A 21,587-nucleotide genomic window follows, 5' to 3' on the forward strand; every position below is an offset into this window, starting at 1 on the left:
CCATGGCAGTGCACTCCGAAGGAGTGGGAGTGAAGGCCCCCTCCCGGACGCCACGCGGCCGCGTGCCCGGCGGCGCCGGCGGCGGGAACACGACGACGCCGTCACCGCCGGCGCCCCGCCCCCGGCGGGGCGGGCGCGGCACCCCGCTCGCGGCCGTACTCGTCCCCTACCTGCTGGTCACGCCGGCCGTCGTGGCCGGCCTGGTGCTGCTCGGCTACCCGCTGGTGCGCAACCTGATGCTGTCCTTCCAGGACCTCGGCGCGCGCCAGCTCATCATGCGCACCACCGAGTGGGCCGGCTTCGCCAACTACTCGCGGCTGCTCGGCGACGCCGAGTTCTGGTCGGTCGTCGGCCGCTCCTTCGGCTTCACCGCGGTCAACGTGGCGCTGATCATGCTGGTCGGCACGCTCGTCGGCATCCTGCTGAACAGCCTCGGCCGCGCCATGCGCCTGGTGCTCTCGCTGGCCCTGGTGGCCGCCTGGGCGATGCCCGTGGTGGCCTCCGCGACCGTCTTCCGCTGGCTGTTCGACACCCAGTTCGGGCTGGCCAACTGGGTGATGCGCACCCTCGGCTTCGACGGCTACGAGCAGCACAACTGGTTCGAGACCGGCGCCTCCACGCTGGCCATCGTCACCCTGCTGGTGGTGTGGGGCTCCGTCCCGTTCGTCGCCCTCAACATGTACGCCGGCCTCACCACGGTGGGCACCGAGCTGTACGAGGCCGCCCGGGTGGACGGCGCCTCCAACTGGCGCATCTTCCGCTCCGTCATCCTCCCGGTGATGCGGCCGTTCTTCCTGATCACCACCTTCCTGGAGGTGATCTGGGTGTTCAAGGCGTTCACCCAGATCTACGCGCTGAACGCCGGCGGACCCGACGGCGCCAGCGCCACCCTGCCGGTCTACGCCTACATCCAGGGCGGCGCCCAGCAGCAGTACGGCGTGGCCGCGGCGATCTCCGTGCTGACCATCCTCATCCTGCTGGTCGCGATGTCCTTCTACTTCCGCCTGATCCTCAAGCAGGAGGAGGAGCTGTGATCCAGGCCCGAAGCCGCCGCGCCCTCGGCCGCGGCGCCCGCAACCTCCTCGCGCTGGTGCTCGCGGCGGTCTTCCTCTTCCCCGTCTACTGGATGTTCTCCACGTCCCTGAAGCCGGCGGGAGCGGTCCTCACCCCCGAACCGCGGTTCTTCTTCGTCCCTACCTTCGAGCACTACGGCACCGCCACCGGCGTGGAGCTGTTCTGGACGTACGTGCGCAACAGCCTCACCGTCGCCGTCGGCGCGGTGCTGCTCGCCCTGGTGGTCGCCCTGATGGCGTCCTTCGCGCTGGCCCGGATGCGGTTCCGCGGCCGCCGGGGGCTGGTGCTCGCGGTCATGATGGCCCAGATGGCCCCCTGGGAGGTCCTGGTCATCGTGATGTACATGATCGCCAGGGACGCCGACATGCTGAACAACATCGCGGCCATCACCGTCGTCTACTTCATGATGGTGCTCCCCTTCACCGTCTGGACGCTGCGCGGCTTCATCGCCGCCGTGCCGCGCGAACTGGAGGAGGCCGCCATGGTGGACGGCTGCACCCGGTTCACCGCCTTCCGCCGGGTGATCTTCCCGCTGCTCGCCCCCGGCCTGATGTCCACCTCGCTGTTCGGCTTCATCACGGCGTGGAACGAGTTCGCCCTGGTGCTGATCCTCAACAAGGAGCCCGAGGCGCAGACCCTGCCGCTGTGGCTGACCCAGTTCAACACCGGCTTCGGCAACGACTGGGGCGCGACCATGTCCGCCGCCTCGATGTTCACCGTGCCGGTGCTGCTGGTGTTCGTGTTCCTCCAGCGACGGGCCGTCGGCGGCATGACCGCCGGCGCCGTGAAGGGATGACCCCGTGACCGGCATCGCGACCCTGCCCGAGACCATCGGCGACGAGATCCCGCCGACCGTCGCCCGCGACGCGCTCACCGTCCTGCAGCCCGGATTCGTCGGCACCGAGGCCCCCGAGTGGCTGCTGCGCGCGGTCGCCGGCGGGCTCGGCTCGGTGGGCCTGTTCGGCCGCAACGTCGCCGGCCCGCGGCAGCTGGCCCGGCTCACCGCCCAGCTGCGCGCCGTCCGCCCCGACCTGCTCGTCGCCATCGACGAGGAGGGCGGCGACGTCACCCGGCTCGACGTGGCCGACGGCTCCGCCTGGCCCGGCAACCACGCCCTCGGCGCCGCCGACGACGTGGAGCTCACCCGCCGGGTGGCCCGGGAGCTCGGCCGCTCGCTGATCCGCTGCGGCATCAACCACAACTGGGCGCCCTCCGCCGACATCAACAGCGACCCGGACAACCCGGTGATCGGCGTGCGCTCCTTCGGCGCCGACCCCGCCCTGGCCGCCCGGCACACCGTCGCCTACGTCGAGGGCGTGCAGTCGGTCGGCGTGGCCGCCACCGTCAAGCACTTCCCCGGGCACGGCGACACCGCCACCGACTCCCACCTCGGGCTCCCGGAGATCACCGTGGACGCCGCCACGCTGCGCGCCCGCGAGTTCGAGCCGTTCCGGGCGGCCATCGCCGCCGGGGTGAAGTCGGTGATGTCCGCCCACATCATGGTCCCGGCGCTCGACCCCGACCTGCCGGCCACCCTCAGCCGGCGGATCCTCACCGGGGTGCTCCGCGACGAACTCGGCTTCGACGGCGTGGTGGTCACCGACGGCATCGAGATGGGCGCCATCGCCCACCGCTGGGGCATCGCCCGGGGCGCCGTGCTCGCCCTGGCCGCCGGCGCCGACGCGGTCTGCGTGGGCGGCGGACTGGCCGACGAGGCCACCGTCGTCCGGCTGCGCGACGCCATCGCCCTGGCCGTCGCCTCCGGCGAGCTGCCCGCGCACCGCCTGGCCGAGGCCGCCGGACGGGTCCGCGCCCTCGGCCGGTGGACCCAGGAGGCGCTCTTCCGCGCCCTCCCCGAGCCGGACACCTCCGTCGGGCTCGACGCCGCCCGGCGCGCCCTGCGGATCACCCGGAACGGCGACTTCACCCCGATCGGGGACGCCGAGCTGGTCCACGTCGTCGAGTTCAGCCCGGTGGCCAACATCGCCGTGGGCGACCAGACCCCGTGGGGCGTCGGAAGCGCCCTCGCCGCCGCGCTGGACGGCGCCGGCGACGGCCGCCGGCCACGCGTCCGGATCCGCCGCCTCGGCGCCGCGGACCTCGGCGCCGCGGACCTGGACGGCGCGGCCCTGGACGGCGCGGACGCCGGGGCCGGGAACACCGGGGTCGGCAACGCCGCCGAGGAGGCGGTCCGCCGAGTGCTGGCCGATTCGGCCGATCGTAGGATTGTCCTGGTCGTGCGTGATGTGCACCGGTACGAGTGGATGCGGCATGCCGTGTCCAGACTCGTGGCGGAACGCCCCGACGCCGTCGTCGTCGAGATGGGCGTCCCCCAGGCCCGCCCCGCCGGTGCCCTGCACATCGCCACCCACGGGGCGGCCCGCTGCTGCGGGATCGCCGCCGCGGAGATCCTCACCGGGCGCACGCTCGGATGACCCGACACAGCAACGGAGGCCCCACCTTGTCCGCGATCAGCCCCACGGCGCCAGGCGGCGACTCCCGGCCGGGCCGGATCATGACCTCGGAGATGGCCGAGCAGCCGGCCGTGCTGCGGCGGATCCTGGAGGAGGGGGCGCCCCGGATCCGCGAGGTGGCCGCCGCCATCGCCGCCCGCGAGCCCCGCTTCGTGCTGCTGACCGGCCGAGGCACCAGCGACAACGCCGCCCTGTACGCGAAGTACCTGGTCGAGGTCCTGCTGGGCAGGCCGGCCGGGCTCACCTCGATGTCCACCACCACCGCCTACGGCGCCAAGCCGGACCTGACCGACACCCTGGTGATCACGGTCAGCCAGTCGGGCGGCTCGCCGGACCTGGTGGCCTCCACCCGGGCCGCCCGCGAGGCCGGCGCCATCACCCTGGCGGTCACCAACAACCCCGACTCGCCGCTGGCCGACGTCTCCGAGTACCACATCGACGTCCTCGCCGGCCCGGAGAAGGCGCTGCCGGCGACCAAGACGTACACCGCGGAACTGCTCACCCTCTACCTGTTCGTGGAAGGGCTGCGCGGGGTCGACGGCACCGCCACCGCCAAGGAACTGCCCGCGCTGGCCGCCGCGCTGCTGGAGCGGCAGGGCGAGGTGCGCGAGCTGGCCAAGCGCTACCGGTTCGCCGAGCGGCTGGTCATCACCTCCCGGGGCTACGGCTACCCGACGGTCCGGGAGGCGGCGCTGAAGATCATGGAGACCTCCTACGTGGCGGGCCAACCGTTCTCCGGCGCCGACCTGCTGCACGGGCCGCTCGCCATGGTGGACAACGTCAGCCCGGTGATCGCGGTGGTCCCGGACGGCCGGGGCGGCGAGGCCCTCCAGCCCGTGCTGGACCGGCTGCGCGGGCGCGGCGCCGACCTGTGCGTCTTCGGCCAGGCCCGGCACGTGGCGGAGGCCAGCACCGGTTTCGTGCTGCCGTCCGGGGTGCCCGAGGAGGTCCAGCCGATCCTGGAGATCATCCCGCTCCAGCTGCTGGCGTACGAGATCGCCACCGCCCGCGGTTTCGACCCGGACGCCCCCCGCGCCCTGGCCAAGGTCACCCAGACCCACTGAGGCGGGTGTGCCGGTGGTCCCGCCCCTCCCGTCCCGCCCGAGGCGGGACGGGGGCGGGTTCGGGGCGGGGCCACGGGCACACCGCCCGTCCGGGGCTCCCGGTGCTCGGGTCATGGAGGCGCGGGAGGCCCCAGGCGGTCCGCGGGGAGACCCCCGCCGTCGGGGGGCCGTCCTGGGCGCGGAAGCGGGGAGTCGGCAACAGGGGAGACGGCCGCCCGGCCGGACGCCGTCCGCCGCGAAGCCGTCGGCCACGGGGCCGCCGGCCGTGCGGCCGGGGACTCCGGGGACGGACCGGATGCGGGACCCTCAACCCGATCCGGTCCGCTGGCCCGGAGTCTTCGCCGGTGCGTGCGCGTCGGCAGGGGCTGTGCGGAGCCCGTGCCTCCTGCACCGACCGGGAGCACTCGGCGCTGTTCAGGGCAGCTGTGCCGAGGTGACTCCCTCCTTCACCTCCGTACCCGACTCGGGCAGGAGGGCCACGGGGCGAGCCCCGCGGTGTCCACCCGTGTGCGGTTCGGGTGGAGGTCGTCGCGCCGCCGTGGCCGCCTGTCGGCCGGCCGCCGGACGCGCGGTGCGATGGGGAGGTGTGACCGGGCGCCGTTGCTCGGCCTGGGGTGGTTGCGCCGGCCGTCGACGGGAGCGACCCGGCGGCCTCTCGGCGAACCCCGGGTATATGGTGACCCCTCCGGTCCCCGGTGTCGATACCCGACGGGTGTCCATTTATGGACTAGACCAATAATACCGGTGGTCGTCCGCACGCCAGCGCTCCCCTCCCACGCCGCCGCACGCCCTGGCGCGCCCGTACGCCCCCCGTTCCGGTTACCGTGAAGCGTGCCGTCCCTCAATGACCTCGCCCGCCAGCACACCGCGCTCACCGAAGCTGACCTCGACTGGCTGCACGCCCTCGTCTCCGAGTGGCAACTCCTCGCCGACCTCTCCTTCGCCGACCTGGTGCTCTGGGTGCCCACCGCCGACGGCACCCGGTACGTCTCGCTGGCCCAGATGCGGCCCAACACCGGCCCCACCTCCCACCAGGACGACCTGGTCGGACACCTGGTGCCGCGCGGCCGCCGCCCGCTGCTGGACATCGCCCTCGACGAGGGGCGCATCGTCCGCGACGGCGACCCGGAGTGGCGGGAGAACGTGCCGGTGCGCACCGAGTCCATCCCGGTGCGCCGGGGCGACAAGGTCCTCGGGGTGATCGCCCGCAACACCAACCTGGTGAGCGTGCGCACCCCCAGCCGGCTGGAGCTCACCTACCTCCAGTCCGCCTCCGACCTGGCCCAGATGATCGCCGGGGGCCACTTCCCGAACCCCGGCGACCAGGCCCACCGGATCGGCGTCCCGCGCGTCGGCGACGGGCTGATCCGGCTGGACGCCGACGGCATCGTGCAGTACGCCAGCCCCAACGCGCTCTCCGCCTACCACCGGCTGGGCCTGGCCACCGACCTGATCGGCAGCGACCTCGGCGCGGTGACCACCGAGCTCGCCCCGCGCAAGGGCCCGGTCGACGAGGCGCTGGCCAAGGTCGCCAGCGGATGGGCCGCCCGGGTCACCGAGCTGGAGGTGCCCGGCGCCGTGGTGCAGATGCGGGCCATCCCGCTGCGGCCGAAGGGGGAGCGGATCGGCGCCCTGGTGCTGGTGCGCGACATGACCGAGCTGCGCCGCCGCGAGCGCGAGCTGATCACCAAGGACGCCACCATCCGGGAGATCCACCACCGGGTGAAGAACAACCTCCAGACGGTGGCGGCGCTGCTGCGCCTGCAGGCCCGCCGGATGGACTCCCCGCAGGCGCGCGGCGCGCTGGAGGAGGCGGTGCGGCGGGTCGGCTCGATCGCCATCGTGCACGAGACGCTGTCGCAGACCCTGGAGGAGACGGTGGACTTCGACACCGTCGCCGACCGGGTGCTCGCCATGGTGGTGGAGCTGGCGCCGGAGGGCCGGGTGCGCACCCGGCGCAACGGCCGGTTCGGCGTGCTGGACGCGGAGGTCGCCACGCCGTTGGCGATGGTGCTGACAGAGCTGCTGCAGAACGCGCTGGAGCACGGGTTCGGCGACGGCGGTTCCGGGACGCTGGAGGTGACCGCGGTGCGCGGCGCGGAGCTGCCGGTCCGCCCGGACGACGTGCCCGCGACCGCGGACGGGGTGCGCCGCTCCAGCAGCCGGCGCAAGTCGGTGCTGCGCGTGATCATCTCCGACGACGGCCGCGGCCTGCCGGAGGGCTTCGACCCGCGCAAGCAGGGCAACCTCGGGCTGCAGATCGTGCGGACCCTGGTGGTGAGCGAGCTGTCCGGCTCCTTCGACATGGCCCGCGGGCCCGAGGGCGGCACCACCGTGACGCTCGACATCCCCGTCTACAGCTGAACGGCGGCGGACAGACACCAACCCCCGGCCTTCGGGGGGTGAGGCCGGGGGTTGGTGGGCTTGCGGTGTTCAGTTCACGGTGCTCAACGGGTGAGCGCGCGTCAGCCGCTGATCAGGAAGCGGCTGGCCGAGCCGTAACTCAGGCGCTGCGGGCGCGGTTGCGGGCGGCGCGGCGCTTCATGGCGCGACGCTCGTCCTCGCTCATACCGCCCCACACGCCGGCGTCCTGACCGGTCTCCAGTGCCCACTGAAGGCACTGCTCCATGACCGGGCAACGACGGCAGACGGCCTTGGCCTCCTCGATCTGCAGCAGCGCGGGACCGGTGTTGCCGATCGGGAAGAACAGCTCGGGGTCCTCTTCACGGCAGACAGCGCGGTGGCGCCAGTCCATAGCTGCTCCAACTCCTCCTGTCGCGGGGCGGGCTGCCCCTACGACACCTGACGGTGGCTTGTGAATGTGAACGCTTTCACGAATCCCCCCACGGAAGATGGGGCCGACGGTCCGTCGGTCCCCAAGCGGGTGAGGGTCTGGATTCGGGCTTGGCCGGTGGCTTGAGAAGCGCCGTCCCGACTGCCAAGTAGAGACTGGCAAACCTTGGCGATGGATACAAGCCCCTTCGTCGAGGTTTTTTGGATTCTTCGGTGTCGCCTTGGTCACAAGCCCACTTCCGAGGGATCTATCGGGTCCTGGCGTTCGAGTGCAAGGCCCTAAGACCGTTCCACTCACATAATCACACGCGGTGAACTGACTTCGCCTGCAAACCGACGACCACGGTCAGTTCCCGGCGTGGCGCGCATCACAAACGGCATCTGGTGGACCGTCAGGCGATGTGTCCGCCGGACGGACGTTCCGTCCCCGAATCACCCGTGATGTGGAACGCGTCAATACCGCGCCTACCCGGGCGCCCGCGGGGCATGCGGGCGGGGACGCCCCCGACGGCCGCCTCCGGCCACGCGTAACCTGCTGGGGTCAGACCCCACGCACGAAGCCAGGACGGCGCAGCCATGACGAACCGCACGGAAACGGTGAACGACCCCGCAGGCGGCCCCGCGCCGGGCGACGCCGCCGGCCGCTCCATGGTGCGCGCGGCGGCGCTGATCGCGGCCGCGCAGGGCGTCCTGGTGGCCGTGCCGGCGCTGGGGATGGCCTGGGTCGGCCTGTTCGGCGACCCCGGGGAGGGCCTGCTGGGCATGGAGGACGGCTACACCCCCGGGACCACCCGGGACGCCCTGATCGGCGCCCTGGTGCTGCTGCTGACGGCCGCGATCCCGCTGACCGCCGGGCACGGCCTGTGGCGGCTGCGCCGGTGGGGGAGGGGGCCCGCCCTGACCGCCAACCTGTTCTGCCTGCCGGTGGCCTACGAGATGGCCACCAACGGGGGCGCGCTGGTCGCCGGCGGGGTGCTGCTCGGCCTGTCCGGGCTGGCCGGGCTGGTCCTGCTGCTGCACCCGGCGGCCCTGCGCGCCATGGCGCCGGCGGGGACGGGGCGCGTGGCGCGGAGCTGACCGGGACGGCCGCCGGTCGGCGGCGGGGAAACGCCGAAACGGCGATGCCCTCCTTCTCCCGCTCGGGCGAGCGGCAGAAGGAGGGCATTTATCTGTTCAGTGACTGTATTTATCCCAATCACAGAAGTGTTCGAGGGAACCGCTCCCGGAATTCCCGCGTCCTTACCGGAATGCTCCGGCGGGCGCCAGGGCGGACGCGGTCCGAACCCCTCCCGGTTCCTGTGATCCCTGTCACTGCGCCGTCACTCGTCGACCAGCAGCCGTTCCCGCAACTGCGCCAGCGTCCGCGCCAGCAGACGCGAGACGTGCATCTGCGAGATGCCCACCTCCTGGGCGATCTGCGACTGCGTCATGTTGCCGAAGAACCGCAGCAGCAGGATCTTCTTCTCCCGCGGCGGCAGCTGCTCCAGGAGCGGCTTGAGCGACTCGCGGTACTCCACGCCCTCCAGCGCGTCGTCCTCGCTGCCGAGGGTGTCCGCCACGGCCGGCGACTCGTCGTCGTTGTCCGGCACGTCCAGCGACAGCGTGCTGTACGCGTTGGCCGACTCCAGGCCCTCCAGCACCTCCTCCTCGGAGATGCCGAGGTGCTCGGCCAGCTCGTGCACCGTCGGGGCCCGGCCGTGCCGCTGGGACAGCTCGCCGGTGGCGGAGGTCAGCGACAGCCGCAGCTCCTGCAGCCGCCGCGGCACCCGCACCGCCCAGCCCTTGTCCCGGAAGTGCCGCTTGATCTCGCCCACGATGGTCGGCGTCGCGTAGGTGGAGAACTCCACCCCGCGTTCGGCGTCGAACCGGTCCACCGACTTGATCAGGCCGATGGTGGCCACCTGGGTGAGGTCGTCCAGCGGCTCCCCGCGGTTGCGGAAGCGCCGGGCCAGGTGCTCCACGAGCGGCAGGTGCATGCGCACCAGCTCGTCGCGCAGGGCGGCCCGCTCCGGGGAGCCGGCCGGCAGGGCCGCCATCCGCAGGAAGATCGCCCGCGCGCCGCTGCGGTCCGCGGGGACGGCCCGGACCACCTCCTCGGCGATGGCGAGCCCCTCGTCGGCGGGCCAGTCCCCGCCGCGCGGCCGGCCCGCGCCGGCCTCGCCGGCCGCCCCGCCCGCCTGCTGGCCGGGCTCCTCGCCCGGCGTGCCGTCTCGCTCGTCCATGTCGTCGCGGTCCTCGCCCGCCTGCGCGGGTACGGTCGGGTGCTGCTGCACGCCGGAGGGAGCCTTCGGCGTGGAAGATCCGCCGCGGGAGGAGGAACCCGTCGTCCCGCGCCGCCTGGCGTCACTCAACTGGCGTCCTCCTTTCCTGGTGGCTGTGGCTTCCCTGGTGGCCGCGGCCTGACCGGGGGCCGTGGACGGGCCGGTGCCGGCCCGGGCGCGCGACGGCCGCGAGCCGGGTCACGAGCCCAGCCCCGCGCCGCGCTTCTTGTGCAGGCTGATGCTCACCGTGCGGTCCTCGGCGACCGCGGACTCCACCTCGCCGGCCAGCGCGGACAGCACCGTCCAGGCGAAGGTGTCGCGCTCGGGCGCCCGCCCGTCCGTGGTGGGCGCGGAGACCGTCACCCACAGCGAGTCGTCCACCAGCCGGAAGACGCAGGAGAGCACGCCGCCCTCCACCGACTGCTGCAGGAGGATGGCGCACGCCTCGTCCACCGCGATGCGCAGGTCCTCGATCTCGTCGAGGGTGAAGTCCAGCCGTGCGGCGAGACCGGCCGTGGCTGTGCGCAGCACGGAGAGATAGGCCCCGGCCGCCGGAAGCCGGACCTCGACGAAGTCCGCAGCCGTGGGCTCGGCTTCATTCTGGGACACCCTTACCTCCAGGTGACGCGCGGTGCTGTTGCTCTCCGGTGCTTGTGTGGGTGCGCGCCGCCCGAGGTGGGGGCACCGGGAGGACGGCGTGCCGATGGCGCGCACGCGTGCCCCGCGTTCCACCGCGGTCTTCCCGTGTGCGCCCGAAGTGACGCTACCGCGCTCGGCGCCGGGATGTCGCGCGGCCGGTACGGACACCGCGGCCCGGCTCGCCCGGTACACCGGCGCTGACAGGGCGTCAGCGACCGATGTCGACCGAACCGTCACGCATTGTATGCCAGGGAGCGCGAAGCGTATCCCAGGCGCGGCCACCCCGGGTCAGGCCGCGCCACCGAACCCCTGCAGCGCCTCGCCGGAGAGCCGGAAGATCCGCCACTCGTCGATCGGGACCGCGCCCAGCCCGTGGTAGAAGGCGATCGCGGGCTCGTTCCAGTCCAGCACCGCCCACTCCAGCCGCGCGTAGCCGTTCTCCCGGCACAGCCGGGCCAGCTCGCCGATGAGGGCCCTGCCGTGGCCCGCCCCGCGCGCGGAGGGCCGCACGTAGAGGTCCTCCAGGTGGATCCCGTGGGTGCCGGTCCAGGTGGAGTAGGTGCGGAACCACAGGGCGAAGCCGACCGGCTCCCCGGTGGTGTCGTCCTCGGCGATGTGCGCGAACGCCGCCGGGTGCTCGCCGAACAGCGCGGCGCGCAGCTGCTCGGGGGTCGACTCGACCTCGTGGGCGGCCTTCTCGTACTCGGCCAGCTCGTGGATCATCGCGTGGATGGTGGGGACGTCTGCCTCGGTCGCGGTGCGGATCATGCGTGCAGCCTAGGCGGGCCCTCCCGCCACGCGGCGGGGATTTCGAAGGGTGGGACGGGCCGCGGGGGAGGGGGGAACGGCGCGGGGGCGCCCCAGCCGCGGCTGGGGCGCCCCCGGATCGGTGCCCGACCGACCGGTCCGGTGCGGCCGGCGCGGACCGTCAGGCCTTCTTGGTCTCCCAGAAGATCTTGTCGATCTCGGCGATGAGGTCCAGCAGCTTCTGGCCGGTGGCCGGGTCGGTGGAGGCCTTGGCGGCGCTCGCGGCCTTCAGCGCGCTGTTCACCAGCTCGTGCAGCTGCGGGTACTTCTCGAAGTGCGGGGCCTTGAAGTAGTCGCTCCACAGCACCGAGATGTGGTGCTTGGCCAGCTCCGCCCGCTGCTCCTTGATGACGATCGCGCGGGTGCGGAACGCCGGGTCCTCGTTGTCCTGGTACTTCTTCTGGATCATGTGCACCGACTCGGCCTCGATGCGCGCCTGGGCCGGGTCGTACACACCGCAGGGCAGGTCACAGTGCGCGTGGACGGTGACCGGACGTGCGAACAGGCGAGAGAACATGGAAGTCCCTTCTCGTGATCGTCTTCCCGGAGGTGAGACTACTCCGCCTACCCGGGGGCGAGCCGATCACCTCGATCAGAAGTTGGAACTTTTCGAATGTTGGAACGTCAAAGGGGAGTCGGATGGCGCGCTGGGGTACCGCCGTGGTCAGTGGCCCGTCGATGGTGCCGACGCTGCGGCACGGGGACCGGCTGCTGATCCGCTGGGGCGCGGCCGTGCGCCCCGGGGACGTGGTGGTCGCCCGCCACCCGGAGCAGCCGTCCCTGCTGATCGTGAAGCGGGCCGAGGGCCGGCGCGACGGCGGCTGGTGGCTGCTCGGGGACAACCCCTTCGCCGAGGGGGACAGCCGGGGCTTCGGGGCGGTGCCGGAGGGCGACGTGCTGGCGCGGGTGGTGCTGCGCTACCGGCCGCGGCCGGCCGTGCTCTCCCGGCGCTTGCGCGCCCGGTAGGCGGCGACGTTGGCGCGGGTGGCGCAGCGGTCCGAGCAGTAGCGGCGGGAGCGGTTGGTGGAGGTGTCCACGAAGACCCCCGAGCAGCGGGACGCCTGGCAGGTGCCGAGCCGGTCCAGGCCGAGCGCGGTGGCCTGGATGGCCAGGCCCATGCAGGCCACCGCGGCGTAGGCGGCGGCCGGGGTGTCGGCGTGCTCGGCGAGGTGGATGTGCCAGTCCGGCCGGCCGTCGGGGCCCCTGCGGTCGTGCCCGGAGACCTGCGGGCTGACCGGGTGGCGGGCGAGCAGGGTGTTCAGCGCGGCCACGGCGGCGGCCTGGCGGCCGGCGGCGGCCTGTTCGAACACCTCCCGCAGGCCGGCGCGGACCTCCCGCAGCACCGGCAGGTCCGCGGCGGTGGCCGCGTGCACGGCCTGGCTGTGCAGCGGCAGCACCTCCCGCATGCGCTCCACGGAGGTGAGTTCCTCCTCGCCGGTGGCGGGGTTGGAGGTGTTCACCAGCCGCACGGCGTACTCGGCGTAGGAGGAGAGGTCCACGGGCGTCGGCTGCGTCCTCGGTCGGGGGCGGGCGGTGTGCCGCAACCCTAACGCCGGCGGGGCCCGCCGCGGACGCGGTCGCGTCCGCGGCGGGCCCCGCCGGCGTCGTGCGGGCCCGGGGCGTTCTACAGCACCTTGGACAGGAACGCCTGGGTGCGCTCGTGCTGCGGGTTGGTGAGGACGTCGCGCGGGTGCCCGGACTCGACGACCACGCCGCCGTCCATGAACACCAGCGCGTCACCCACCTCGCGGGCGAAGCCCATCTCGTGGGTCACCACGATCATGGTCATGCCGTCCTGGGCGAGCTGCCGCATCACGTCCAGCACCTCGCCGACCAGCTCCGGGTCGAGCGCCGAGGTGGGCTCGTCGAACAGCATCAGCTTCGGGTCCATGGCCAGCGCGCGGGCGATCGCCACGCGCTGCTGCTGGCCGCCGGAGAGCTGGGCCGGGTAGTTGCCCATCCGGTCGGCCAGGCCGACCCGCTCCAGCAGCGCCCTGGCCCGCTCGGCGGCCTGCGCCCTGGGCTGCCGGCGCACCTGCACCGGGGCCTCCATGACGTTCTCCAGCGCCGTCATGTGCGGGAAGAGGTTGAACCGCTGGAACACCATGCCGATGTCGCGGCGCTTGGCGGCCACCTCGCGGTCGCGCAGCTCGTAGAGCTTCTCGCCGCGCTGCCGGTAGCCGACCAGGTCGCCGTCGACCCACAGCCGGCCGGCGTCGATCTTCTCCAGGTGGTTGATGCACCGCAGGAAGGTGGACTTGCCGGAGCCGGACGGGCCGACCAGGCAGAACACCTCCCCGGGGGCGACGGCGAGGTCGATGCCGCGCAGCACCTGGGTGGAGCCGAAGGACTTGTGCACGTCCTCGGCCAGCACCATCGGGGTGGGCGCCGCCCCGGCGCCGTCCCGGGCCGCGGCTCGGGACGGGACGGCGTCCGACGGCGCCCGGTTCTTGCTCAGCGAATCGCTCATGTCTTCTCGTGCCCCAACCGCTCGCTGCTCTTCTCCGCCACCGGTGGCGCCGGCCTGTGGCCGCGCAGGTCCCGGCCGATCCGGGCCAGCAGGCCGGGCGCGGTGCCGCCCACGCTGGTGCCGCGGGCGAAGCGCCGCTCCAGGAAGTACTGCAGGACGCTGAACACGCTGGTCAGCACCAGGTACCAGAAGGAGGCGACGATGAGCAGCTCCATCACCGCGAGGTTGTTGTTGTAGATGTCCTGGGAGCGCCGCATCAGCTCCGGGTAGACCACGTAGGTGGCCAGCGACGAGGTCTTCAGCAGGTTGATGAACTCGTTGCCGGTGGGCGGCACGATCACCCGCATGGCCTGGGGAAGAACGATTCGCCACATGGTCCTGCGGGCGCTCATGCCGAGCGCCTGGGCGGCCTCGGTCTGCCCGTGGTCGACCGACTGGATGCCGGCGCGCACGATCTCGGCCATGTAGGCGCCCTCGTTGATGCCGAGGCCGAGCAGCGCCGCCAGGAACGGCGTCATGAACTGGCTCATCGGCGTGGAGTAGACGCCCGGGATGGTGAAGGTCTGGAAGACCAGCCCGAGGTTGTACCACAGCAGCAGCTGCACCAGCACCGGGGTGCCGCGGAAGAACCAGATGTACCCCCAGGCGACGGCCGCCATCACCGGGTTGCGGGACATCCGCATCACGGCGAACAGCACGCCGAGCACCACGCCCAGCGCCATCGAGGCGACCGTGATCAGCAGGGTGTTCCCGGCGCCGCTGATGATGGTGTCGGTGGTGAGGTACTCCGGGATGATGGCCCAGTCGATCTGGGCCCGCCAGAAGGCCCGGACCAGCAGGCCGAGCAGGACCAGCACCGCGACGGCGCTGATCCAGCGGCCCCAGTGGCGCACCGGGACGGCCTTGATCGGGGTGCCCGGCGCGCCGGCCACGGCGGCGGCGGTGCCGCCGCCGGGCTCCGGCTTGCGCAGGGAGGGAGAAGGGGTGGTCACGAGGGGTCTCCTACGGTTCGGCCACGTCCGGGAGCGGGACGCCGCCGGTCAGGAGCCACCGTTGATCTCGGCGGCCTCCACCGCGCCGGCGCTGACGTTCCACTTCTCCAGCACCTCGGCGTAGGAGCCGTCGGCGATGATCGCGTCCAGCGCCGCGGCGATGGCGTCGCGCAGCTGGGTGTCCTCCTTGGGGACGGCGATGCCGAACGGGCCGGCGTCGGTCATCTCGCCGACGACCTCGTAGGCGCCCTCGGAGTTCTGCGCGTTGTAGGCGGCGACCGGGAAGTCGTTGAGGTCGGCGACGGCGCGGCCCTGGCGGACCTGGAGCAGCGCGTCGGTGTCGTTCTCGTAGGTGTTGACGGTCAGCTCACCGAGGCCCTCGGTCGCGCAGCGCTCCTTCTGCGCCTCGGCGATCTCCTCCATGGTGGTGGCCTTCTGCAGGGCGATGGTCTTGCCGCACAGGTCGTCGAGGGTCTGTATGCCCTCCGGGTTGCCGGCCGCGACCAGGATGGAGGTGCCGCTGTTGAAGTAGTCGACGAAGTCGACGGTCTCCTGCCGCTCGGCGGTGTCGCTCATGGCGGACATCACCACGTCCAGACGGCCGGAGCTCAGCGAGGTGAGCAGGCTGTCGAAGGGGGCGTTGGTGAACTCGAACTCCACGCCGAGCTGCTCGCCGAGCGCCGCGCCGAGGTCGGGGTCCACGCCCACGATGTCGTCGCCCTCGACGTACTCCATCGGCGCGTAGGCGGCGTTGGTGCCGACCCGCAGCACCCCGCTCTCCTGGACCTCCGCCGGGAGCTGGTCGAACAGCGGCGCCTCGGCGTTGGCCCCGCCGCCTCCTTCGCCGGAGCCGCCGTCGTCCGAGCCGCACGCGCTGAGCAGCAGCGTGCCGGCGGCGACCAGGGCGACCGGCGCCAGCAGACGGCGGCGGGCCGGGAGGGAGGAGAGGGTGCGCATCGGGTTCCTTTCGTTCCTGCCGGTCCGGGCAGGGGGCGGCTCATGCGGCGGCGACGCGGGCTCCGACCCCGATCGGGGGAGGGGCCGCGCCGTCGCCATCGGGACGATGTTTAGACATGTACCGATTTGCATATTCTTGCATCATCGGCGTGGCGAGTGTGGCGCCCACCTTGTCATCGATTAATGACGGGGCTGTTTCCGGGGGCGAAGTGTGTCATGCTTCACCATCAAGCGGGAGGGCCCCACCAGCAACACAGGCGGGTGCGTATGGGCCCCTCGCGGACCTGCGGGCCGGAGCGCCGCTCCCCAGTCCGGACGGGACCACCCTCGCCCGTCGTCCGCGATCCCGCGGTGGGCGCGCGTGCCGTCCGCAAGCGCGCCCGGCGGCCGCCGGAGGCGCCCCGTCGCGCCTGCACCCCGAACGCGGCGGCCCGGCCCCCCTGCGCCGCGCGGAGCCCTGCCCTCCGCTGAGGCCGTCATCCCCGCCCCCGCCCCGCCGCCAGGCGCCACGGCGCCTTCGGGCCCGAACCGGGGGCGTCGGCGGCGGCCGGCTGGCCGGTGCTTTTAGCCAGCCTCCAGCGGTCGACAAGACCCGTGTGGCATTACCTGGGGGGAGCCGGCACCACTCAAAACCCTCACCTCGGGAGTGGTCAGCACTCCCGGAAAACGTGCCTAGGGGGCACCACTTGACAGCCGAGATCGTCGACAGCCAGACGCTCCCCAGCCAGGATCCGACCGGCGCCGGCCGCGCGCCGGTGCCCGCCGAGACCGATCTCCTCCAGGCCGCGCTCGCCCTGCACCGGGGCGGGAAGCTGGAGGTGCGCTCCACCGTCCCGGTGCGTGACGCCGCGGACCTCTCCCTCGCCTACACCCCCGGCGTCGCCAAGGTCTGCGAGGCCATCGCCGAACGTCCCGAGCTGGTGGACGAGTACACCTGGAAGTCCGGCGTGGTCGCCGTGGTCACCGACGGCAGCGCCGTCCTCGGCCTCGGCGACATCGGGCCGGAGGCCTCGCTGCCGGTCATGGAGGGCAAGTCGCTGCTGTTCAAGCAGTTCGGCGGGGTGGACTCGGTGCCCATCGCGCTGGCCTGCACCGACCCGGACGAGTTCGTCGAGACGGTCGTCCGGATGGCGCCGTCCTTCGGCGGCATCAACCTGGAGGACATCTCGGCGCCGCGCTGCTTCGAGATCGAGCGCAGGCTCCAGGAGCGCCTGGACATCCCGGTCTTCCACGACGACCAGCACGGCACCGCCGTGGTCACCCTGGCCGGCCTGCGCAACGCGGCGAAGGTGACCGGGCGCCGCCTCGGCGACCTGCGGGTGGTCATCTCCGGGGCGGGCGCCGCCGGCGTCGCCATCGCCCGGATCCTGCTCGGCGCCGGCGTCGGCGACGTGGCGGTGGCCGACCGCCGGGGCGTGCTGCACACCGGCCGCACCGACCTGACGGACGTCAAGCGGCGGATCGCCGAGGAGACCAACCGGGCCGGGCTGACCGGCACGCTGGCCGAGGCGCTGCGCGGGGCGGACGTCTTCGTCGGCGTCTCCGGCGGCCAGGTGCCGGAGGAGGCGGTGGCGGCGATGGCGCCGGGCGCCTTCGTCTTCGCCATGGCCAACCCGACGCCGGAGGTCCACCCGGAGGTGGCGCACCGCCACGCGGCGGTGGTGGCGACCGGGCGGAGCGACTTCCCGAACCAGCTGAACAACGTGCTGGCCTTCCCCGGCATCTTCGCCGGGGCGCTGTCGGTGCGGGCCACCCGGATCACCGAGAACATGAAGCTCGCGGCGGCCGAGGCGCTGGCCGGGGTGCTCGGGGACGACGAGGTCGCCGGGGACCGGATCGTGCCGAGCCCCTTCGACCCGCGGGTCGCCCCGGCCGTCCAGGAGGCCGTGGCCGAGGCGGCGCGGAAGGACGGCGTGGCCCGGCAGTGAGCCGGCGCCGGCCGGCGGCCCACCGACCGGCCGGCCGGCGGGTGGACCGATGACGGCGGCCCGTCGGGGCCCGGGCGCACACCGGGCTCCGGCGGGCCGTCAGTTCCCGCTTCCTTCCGGTTTTCGGAAGGGACTTCCCTTTCCGTCCGTGGACGACTGGTCGAAGTGTTCCGGCGGTGCGGGAATCCGCCGAGAACTAACCTGGGCGCATGTTCTCTGCATACGCTGCCCGGATCGATCGTGAGAACCCGCTGGACGGCCTGGAGTTGGGCGAGCGCCCGGCGCCCGCCGCCCGGGAGAACTGGACCACCGTCACCCTGCGCGCGGCGTCGGTGAACCGCCACGACCTGTGGTCGCTGCGGGGGGTGGGGCTCGCCGAGGAGCAGCTGCCGATGATCCTCGGCTGCGACGGGGCCGGGGTGGACCCGGACGGCAACGAGGTGGTGGTGCACGCCGTGATCGGCGCGACCGGTCACGGGGTGGGGCCGCGGGAGCGCCGCAGCCTGCTCACCGAGAAGTACCAGGGCACCTTCGCCGAGCAGGTCGCCGTGCCGACCTGGAACCTGGTGCCCAAGCCGAGGGAGCTGAGCTTCGAGGAGGCCGCCTGCATGCCGACGGCCTGGCTGACCGCCTACCGGATGCTGTTCACCAACTCCGGGGTGCGGCCGGGTGGCAGCGTGCTGGTGCAGGGCGCCGGCGGCGGGGTGGCCACCGCCGCCATCGCGCTGGCCCACGCGGCCGGCATCCGGGTCTACGCCACCAGCCGGGACGAGGCCAAGCGCAAGCGGGCCGTGGAACTGGGCGCGGTGGCGGCCCTGGCCCCGGACGAGCGGCTGCCGGAGCGGGTGGACGCGGTGATCGAGACGGTGGGCGCGGCCACCTGGACCTCGTCGGTCCGGGCGCTGAAGCCGGGCGGCACCCTGGTGGTCTCCGGCGCCACCACGGGGGCGAATCCGCCGGCGACCGAGCTGAACCGGATCTTCTTCCTGGAGCTGAAGGTGGTCGGCTCCACCATGGGCACCAAGGAGGAGCTGGCCGACCTGCTGGCGTTCTGCGCCGCGACCGGGGTGCGGCCGGTGATCGACAGCGTGCTGCCGCTGGACCGCGCCGCCGACGGGCTGCGCCGCCTGGAGGAGCCGGACCTGTTCGGCAAGGTGGTGCTGACGGTCTGAACGTGCCGGGCGGGGCGGTGGTCCTCGCCGCGTGCGAATGGGTCAAAACGGGCATACTGGACGCGAGTGACCAATTCCATCGTCCCCTTGAGGAGGACCGGTCATGGACGTCTTCATGGGCATCGTCTGGCTGCTGGTGATCGGACTCGTCGCGGGAGCCATCGCGCGACTGCTCGTGCCGGGCAAGGACGCGATGTCGATCCCGATGACGATGCTCCTCGGCATCGCCGGATCCTTCGTCGGCGGCCTGATCATGTGGGCGCTGTGGCGGGAGTCCTTCGTCCGCTCCGGCGTCATCGGGTCGATCATCGGGGCCGTCATCGTCCTGCTGCTGGTCCGCGCCGTCCGCGGCCGGACGGGGGCCCGCCACCACCCCGCGCACTGAGCGGCGACGCGGGGGGCGCCGCGGCGGCCCGGTAGCCGGCCGCCGCGGCGCCCCCCGCGTCCACTACCCCTCCCGGCCGTCCCGGCGGCCGTCCTCCGGGCTCCCGCCCAGCAGCGCGCGCAGGCCGGTCACCGTGGTGGCCAGCAGGTCCCGGGCGTGGTCCAGCTGCTCCCGGGTCACCCCGGCGTCCCGCGCCGCGTCCCGCACCTCGTCGCGGAAGCGGTCCAGCAGCCGCTCCAGCTCGCGCAGCGGATCGGCGTCCGGATCGGGACGCTCCCAGTTCCGCACGGCGTCCGCCCAGGCGTCCCCCGCCTCCTTGCCCGCGGCGGCCCCCCGGTCGCCCACGCCGGGCCACTGCGCACCCCGCCCGCCGCCGAGGCCGCGGGCCAGGTCCGCCAGCCCCCGGGTCAGCTCGCCCAGCCCCTCGGTCAGGCCGCGCTGCCAGTCCCCGCCCTCCCGCGCCTGGCGCATCCGCTCCTGGATGTCCCGGGCGATCCGGGCGGCCTGCTCGCGCGCCTGGTCGGCCTCGTGGTGGCCGTGCCCCGGGTGCCCGTGCCCCGGGTGCCCGTGCCGCTCCCCGGCCCGCCGGGCCTCCTCCGCCTGCCGCCGGGCCTCCTCGCGGACCTGCTCGGCCTGCTGCCGCGCGTAGCGCTTGGCCGCCTCCTTGGCCTGGCGCCAGTTCCGGGCCCCACCGGGCACGCCGCCGCCGCCCCAGAACGGCCCCCGCGGGCCCAGCGGGCCGTTCGGACCGAACGGGTCAGCCGGGCCGCCCGGGCCGAAGGGGCCGCCGGGGCCCAGCGGGCCGCCCGGACCGAACGGCCCGGGCCCCCAGCCGCCCGCCCACGGGCCGCGCCCGCCGTGCGGCCCGTGCGGCCGCTCCTCGGCGTCGCCCGGCTCGGCCTCGCCCGGCCCGGCCTCCTTGCCGGCGGGCTGCCGCCCGCGCACCTCGCGGGCCGCCGCGTCCAGCTCCTCCCGCAGCTCCCGCGCCGTGGCCCGGACGTCCTCGGCGATCTCCGCGGCCAGCTCCGCCACCGAGTCGCGGATCTCCGCCTCCACCTCCGCCAGCTCACCGCTGCGCTCCCGCAGCTCCCGCCGGCCCGCCTCGGTGATGGCGTAGACCTTCCGGCCGCCCTCCACCGTGTGGCTGACCAGCCCCTCCCGCTCCAGCTTGGCCAGCCGCGGGTAGACCGTGCCGGCCGAGGGCGCGTACAGGCCCTGGAAGCGCTCCTGGAGCAGCCGGATCAGCTCGTATCCGTGCCGCGGCTCGTCGGCCAGCAGCGCCAGCAGGTACAGCCGCAGCCGGCCGTGTGCGAAGACCGGGCTCATGCCAGTTCCTTCCGCTCGTGGGGGGCGTCGTCCGGCTCGCCCGGCGGGCGGCGGAGCAGGGTGACCGATCCGGAGACGGTGGAGGCGCGCAGCCGGCCGCCGCCCCGGCCGAGGCGCCCGCTGAGCCGCTTGGCGCCCCGGTGGTTGTCCATCCGCAGCTCGTCGAAGGCCGAGCTGAGCCGCCCGGAGGCGGAGCCGGCCTCCACCTGGGCGTCCCCGGTGTGCGGCAGCCGGATGGTGACCTCTCCGGAGACGCTGTGCAGGGTCAGCTCGGTGTCCGCGGTGTCCTCCAGGTCCATCACCATCGAGCCGCTGACCGAGTTCGCCCCGATCCGGGAGCCGCCCGCGTCGGTCACGGTGAGCGGCCCCGAGACGGTGTGCGCCTTCAGCGCGCCGGTCACCCCGTGGGCGGTGATCTCCGCGGTGACGGTCTGCGCCTCCACCCGCCCGCTCAGCCGGGTGAGGGTGAGCGGCCCGCCGACGCTGCGCACCGCCACCGTGCCGCGCAGGCCGCCGACCACCGCCGGCGCGGTGACCGTGCCGACCTCCACCCGGGTGTCCCACGGCACCGCCAGCGAGACGGCCGCGTGGCGCCGCCAGCGGGAGCGGTCCAGCCAGTTCAGCGCGGCGCTCCAGCTGAGGTCCTCGTAGCCCACGGTCAGCGTGCCGCCCTCCCGGTCGACCCGCAGCGGCGGGCCGTCGACCTCGGTGACCTCCAGGCGGGCCGGGCCGTCGGTGCCGACGACGTTGACCGTCCCGCCGACGACGCGTACGCGCACGTCGGTCAGGGGATCACCGTCGAAGGAGAGTGTGGTGGGTTCGTCGACCGTCCAACCAGGCATCCCGGCCTCCTCGCGTGGGTGCGGCTCGCGACGTGCCGCCCGGGCCGTGCCGGCCGTGTGCGGCGATCATGCGACATATCGCGTCTTCCCGCGTCGTTCTCCGTCGTTCCGCTCTTCACGATATATCGCGTCTTGCGGGAGTCAAGGAGAGCCCGACCCGCCTCCGGGACGAATCCGGGTCGTCCCGGAGGCGCGCGACCGGGGGCCTACTCCTCGTCGTCCAGCCGGGCCAGCCAGGTCGCCAGCCGCTCCACCGGGACCTCGAAGTCCGGGTTCAGGTCCACGAACTCCCGCATCCGCTCGGCCAGCCAGTCGAAGCTGACCTCCTCCTCACCACGGCGGTCCTGCAGCTCCTCGATGCCGCGGTCGGTGAAGTACACGTCCTCGCTACCTCTCTGTCTTG

General features: G+C 73.5%; 21 protein-coding genes and 1 pseudogene. 10 read left to right on the forward strand and 12 right to left on the reverse strand.

Annotated features, from left to right (window positions below):
* Nucleotides 1-2: 2 nt before the first annotated feature.
* The 5 genes from FHU37_RS16390 to FHU37_RS16410 all read left to right on the forward strand — a co-directional run bounded on the left by FHU37_RS16390 (nt 3) and on the right by FHU37_RS16410 (nt 6,976).
* The gene (locus tag FHU37_RS16390; RefSeq protein WP_179814918.1) at nt 3-1,034 is read left to right on the forward strand and encodes a carbohydrate ABC transporter permease; all 1,032 of its coding nucleotides are present in this window, start codon (nt 3-5) and stop codon (nt 1,032-1,034) included.
* The gene (locus FHU37_RS16395) at nt 1,031-1,870 is read left to right on the forward strand and encodes a carbohydrate ABC transporter permease (protein WP_312892635.1); all 840 of its coding nucleotides are present in this window, start codon (nt 1,031-1,033) and stop codon (nt 1,868-1,870) included. Before FHU37_RS16390 ends, FHU37_RS16395 begins: the two co-directional genes overlap by 4 nt.
* Before the next feature lie 13 nt (nt 1,871-1,883).
* Entirely contained in the window at nt 1,884-3,509 is a 1,626-nt protein-coding gene (locus FHU37_RS16400; RefSeq protein ID WP_179816320.1) for a glycoside hydrolase family 3 protein, read from the forward strand.
* Between the two features lie 26 nt (nt 3,510-3,535).
* A complete protein-coding gene (locus tag FHU37_RS16405; protein WP_376773954.1) occupies nt 3,536-4,612 on the forward strand; it encodes an SIS domain-containing protein in 1,077 nt (358 codons plus the stop codon).
* Between the two features lie 831 nt (nt 4,613-5,443).
* On the forward strand, nt 5,444-6,976 hold the full coding sequence (locus tag FHU37_RS16410) for a sensor histidine kinase (RefSeq protein ID WP_179814920.1): 1,533 nt from the start codon (nt 5,444-5,446) through the stop codon (nt 6,974-6,976).
* Nucleotides 6,977-7,115: 139 nt separating this feature from the next.
* Here FHU37_RS16410 and FHU37_RS16415 read toward each other — a convergent pair whose 3' ends face one another.
* Nucleotides 7,116-7,367 carry a WhiB family transcriptional regulator gene (locus tag FHU37_RS16415; RefSeq protein ID WP_179814921.1) on the reverse strand — a complete coding sequence of 84 codons (252 nt, stop codon included), beginning with the start codon at nt 7,365-7,367 and terminating at the stop codon, nt 7,116-7,118.
* Nucleotides 7,368-7,981: 614 nt separating this feature from the next.
* Here FHU37_RS16415 and FHU37_RS16420 point away from each other — a divergent pair.
* The gene (locus FHU37_RS16420; protein WP_179814922.1) at nt 7,982-8,482 is read left to right on the forward strand and encodes a hypothetical protein; all 501 of its coding nucleotides are present in this window, start codon (nt 7,982-7,984) and stop codon (nt 8,480-8,482) included.
* Nucleotides 8,483-8,724: 242 nt separating this feature from the next.
* On the opposite strand, the gene FHU37_RS16425 is transcribed toward FHU37_RS16420, so the two are convergent.
* From FHU37_RS16425 to sodN, 4 genes are all read right to left on the reverse strand, one after another.
* Nucleotides 8,725-9,627: an RNA polymerase sigma factor SigF gene (locus FHU37_RS16425; RefSeq protein WP_246450969.1), complete on the reverse strand. Its 903-nt coding sequence runs from the start codon at nt 9,625-9,627 to the stop codon at nt 8,725-8,727.
* Between the two features lie 237 nt (nt 9,628-9,864).
* Nucleotides 9,865-10,275 (reverse strand): ATP-binding protein, encoded by a 411-nt coding sequence (locus FHU37_RS16430; RefSeq protein WP_179814923.1) that lies wholly within the window; start codon nt 10,273-10,275, stop codon nt 9,865-9,867.
* A 318-nt stretch (nt 10,276-10,593) separates the two neighbouring features.
* Nucleotides 10,594-11,073, reverse strand: a complete 480-nt coding sequence (locus FHU37_RS16435; RefSeq protein WP_179814924.1) for a GNAT family N-acetyltransferase — start codon at nt 11,071-11,073, stop codon at nt 10,594-10,596.
* Between the two features lie 160 nt (nt 11,074-11,233).
* Entirely contained in the window at nt 11,234-11,629 is a 396-nt protein-coding gene (sodN, locus tag FHU37_RS16440; protein ID WP_179814925.1) for a superoxide dismutase, Ni, read from the reverse strand.
* A gap of 122 nt (nt 11,630-11,751) precedes the next feature.
* Here sodN and sodX point away from each other — a divergent pair, with 122 nt between their 5' ends.
* Nucleotides 11,752-12,078: a nickel-type superoxide dismutase maturation protease gene (gene sodX, locus FHU37_RS16445; protein ID WP_179814926.1), complete on the forward strand. Its 327-nt coding sequence runs from the start codon at nt 11,752-11,754 to the stop codon at nt 12,076-12,078.
* Here the strand turns inward: sodX and FHU37_RS16450 are convergent.
* The 4 genes from FHU37_RS16450 to FHU37_RS16465 form a co-directional block, all read right to left on the reverse strand.
* Nucleotides 12,030-12,611 (reverse strand): CGNR zinc finger domain-containing protein, encoded by a 582-nt coding sequence (locus FHU37_RS16450; RefSeq protein WP_179814927.1) that lies wholly within the window; start codon nt 12,609-12,611, stop codon nt 12,030-12,032. The two genes, sodX and FHU37_RS16450, sit on opposite strands and share 49 nt — an antisense overlap.
* A 125-nt stretch (nt 12,612-12,736) precedes the next feature.
* Nucleotides 12,737-13,489 (reverse strand): amino acid ABC transporter ATP-binding protein, encoded by a 753-nt coding sequence (locus FHU37_RS16455; protein ID WP_179816322.1) that lies wholly within the window; start codon nt 13,487-13,489, stop codon nt 12,737-12,739.
* An 89-nt stretch (nt 13,490-13,578) separates the two neighbouring features.
* Nucleotides 13,579-14,574 carry an amino acid ABC transporter permease gene (locus FHU37_RS16460; protein WP_376773955.1) on the reverse strand — a complete coding sequence of 332 codons (996 nt, stop codon included), beginning with the start codon at nt 14,572-14,574 and terminating at the stop codon, nt 13,579-13,581.
* A gap of 48 nt (nt 14,575-14,622) precedes the next feature.
* Nucleotides 14,623-15,531, reverse strand: coding sequence for an ABC transporter substrate-binding protein (locus FHU37_RS16465; protein ID WP_179814928.1), 909 nt, complete (start codon nt 15,529-15,531; stop codon nt 14,623-14,625).
* 785 nt (nt 15,532-16,316) lie between these two features.
* Here FHU37_RS16465 and FHU37_RS16470 point away from each other — a divergent pair.
* The 3 genes and pseudogenes from FHU37_RS16470 to FHU37_RS16480 form a co-directional block, all read left to right on the forward strand.
* Nucleotides 16,317-17,459 (forward strand): annotated as a pseudogene (locus FHU37_RS16470) (NAD(P)-dependent malic enzyme); the annotation flags it as partial.
* Between the two features lie 209 nt (nt 17,460-17,668).
* Nucleotides 17,669-18,631 (forward strand): zinc-binding dehydrogenase, encoded by a 963-nt coding sequence (locus FHU37_RS16475; RefSeq protein WP_179814930.1) that lies wholly within the window; start codon nt 17,669-17,671, stop codon nt 18,629-18,631.
* 103 nt (nt 18,632-18,734) lie between these two features.
* Nucleotides 18,735-19,016: a GlsB/YeaQ/YmgE family stress response membrane protein gene (locus tag FHU37_RS16480; RefSeq protein ID WP_218904057.1), complete on the forward strand. Its 282-nt coding sequence runs from the start codon at nt 18,735-18,737 to the stop codon at nt 19,014-19,016.
* Nucleotides 19,017-19,079: 63 nt separating this feature from the next.
* On the opposite strand, the gene FHU37_RS16485 is transcribed toward FHU37_RS16480, so the two are convergent.
* The 3 genes from FHU37_RS16485 to FHU37_RS28295 form a co-directional block, all read right to left on the reverse strand.
* Nucleotides 19,080-20,342 (reverse strand): PadR family transcriptional regulator, encoded by a 1,263-nt coding sequence (locus tag FHU37_RS16485; protein ID WP_179814931.1) that lies wholly within the window; start codon nt 20,340-20,342, stop codon nt 19,080-19,082.
* On the reverse strand, nt 20,339-21,184 hold the full coding sequence (locus FHU37_RS16490) for a DUF4097 family beta strand repeat-containing protein (protein ID WP_179814932.1): 846 nt from the start codon (nt 21,182-21,184) through the stop codon (nt 20,339-20,341). The genes FHU37_RS16485 and FHU37_RS16490 overlap by 4 nt, the downstream gene beginning before the upstream one ends.
* Before the next feature lie 206 nt (nt 21,185-21,390).
* Nucleotides 21,391-21,564 (reverse strand): DUF6104 family protein, encoded by a 174-nt coding sequence (locus tag FHU37_RS28295; protein ID WP_179814933.1) that lies wholly within the window; start codon nt 21,562-21,564, stop codon nt 21,391-21,393.
* Nucleotides 21,565-21,587: the final 23 nt, after the last annotated feature.

The organism is Allostreptomyces psammosilenae, from assembly GCF_013407765.1.
Classification (GTDB): domain Bacteria; phylum Actinomycetota; class Actinomycetes; order Streptomycetales; family Streptomycetaceae; genus Allostreptomyces; species Allostreptomyces psammosilenae.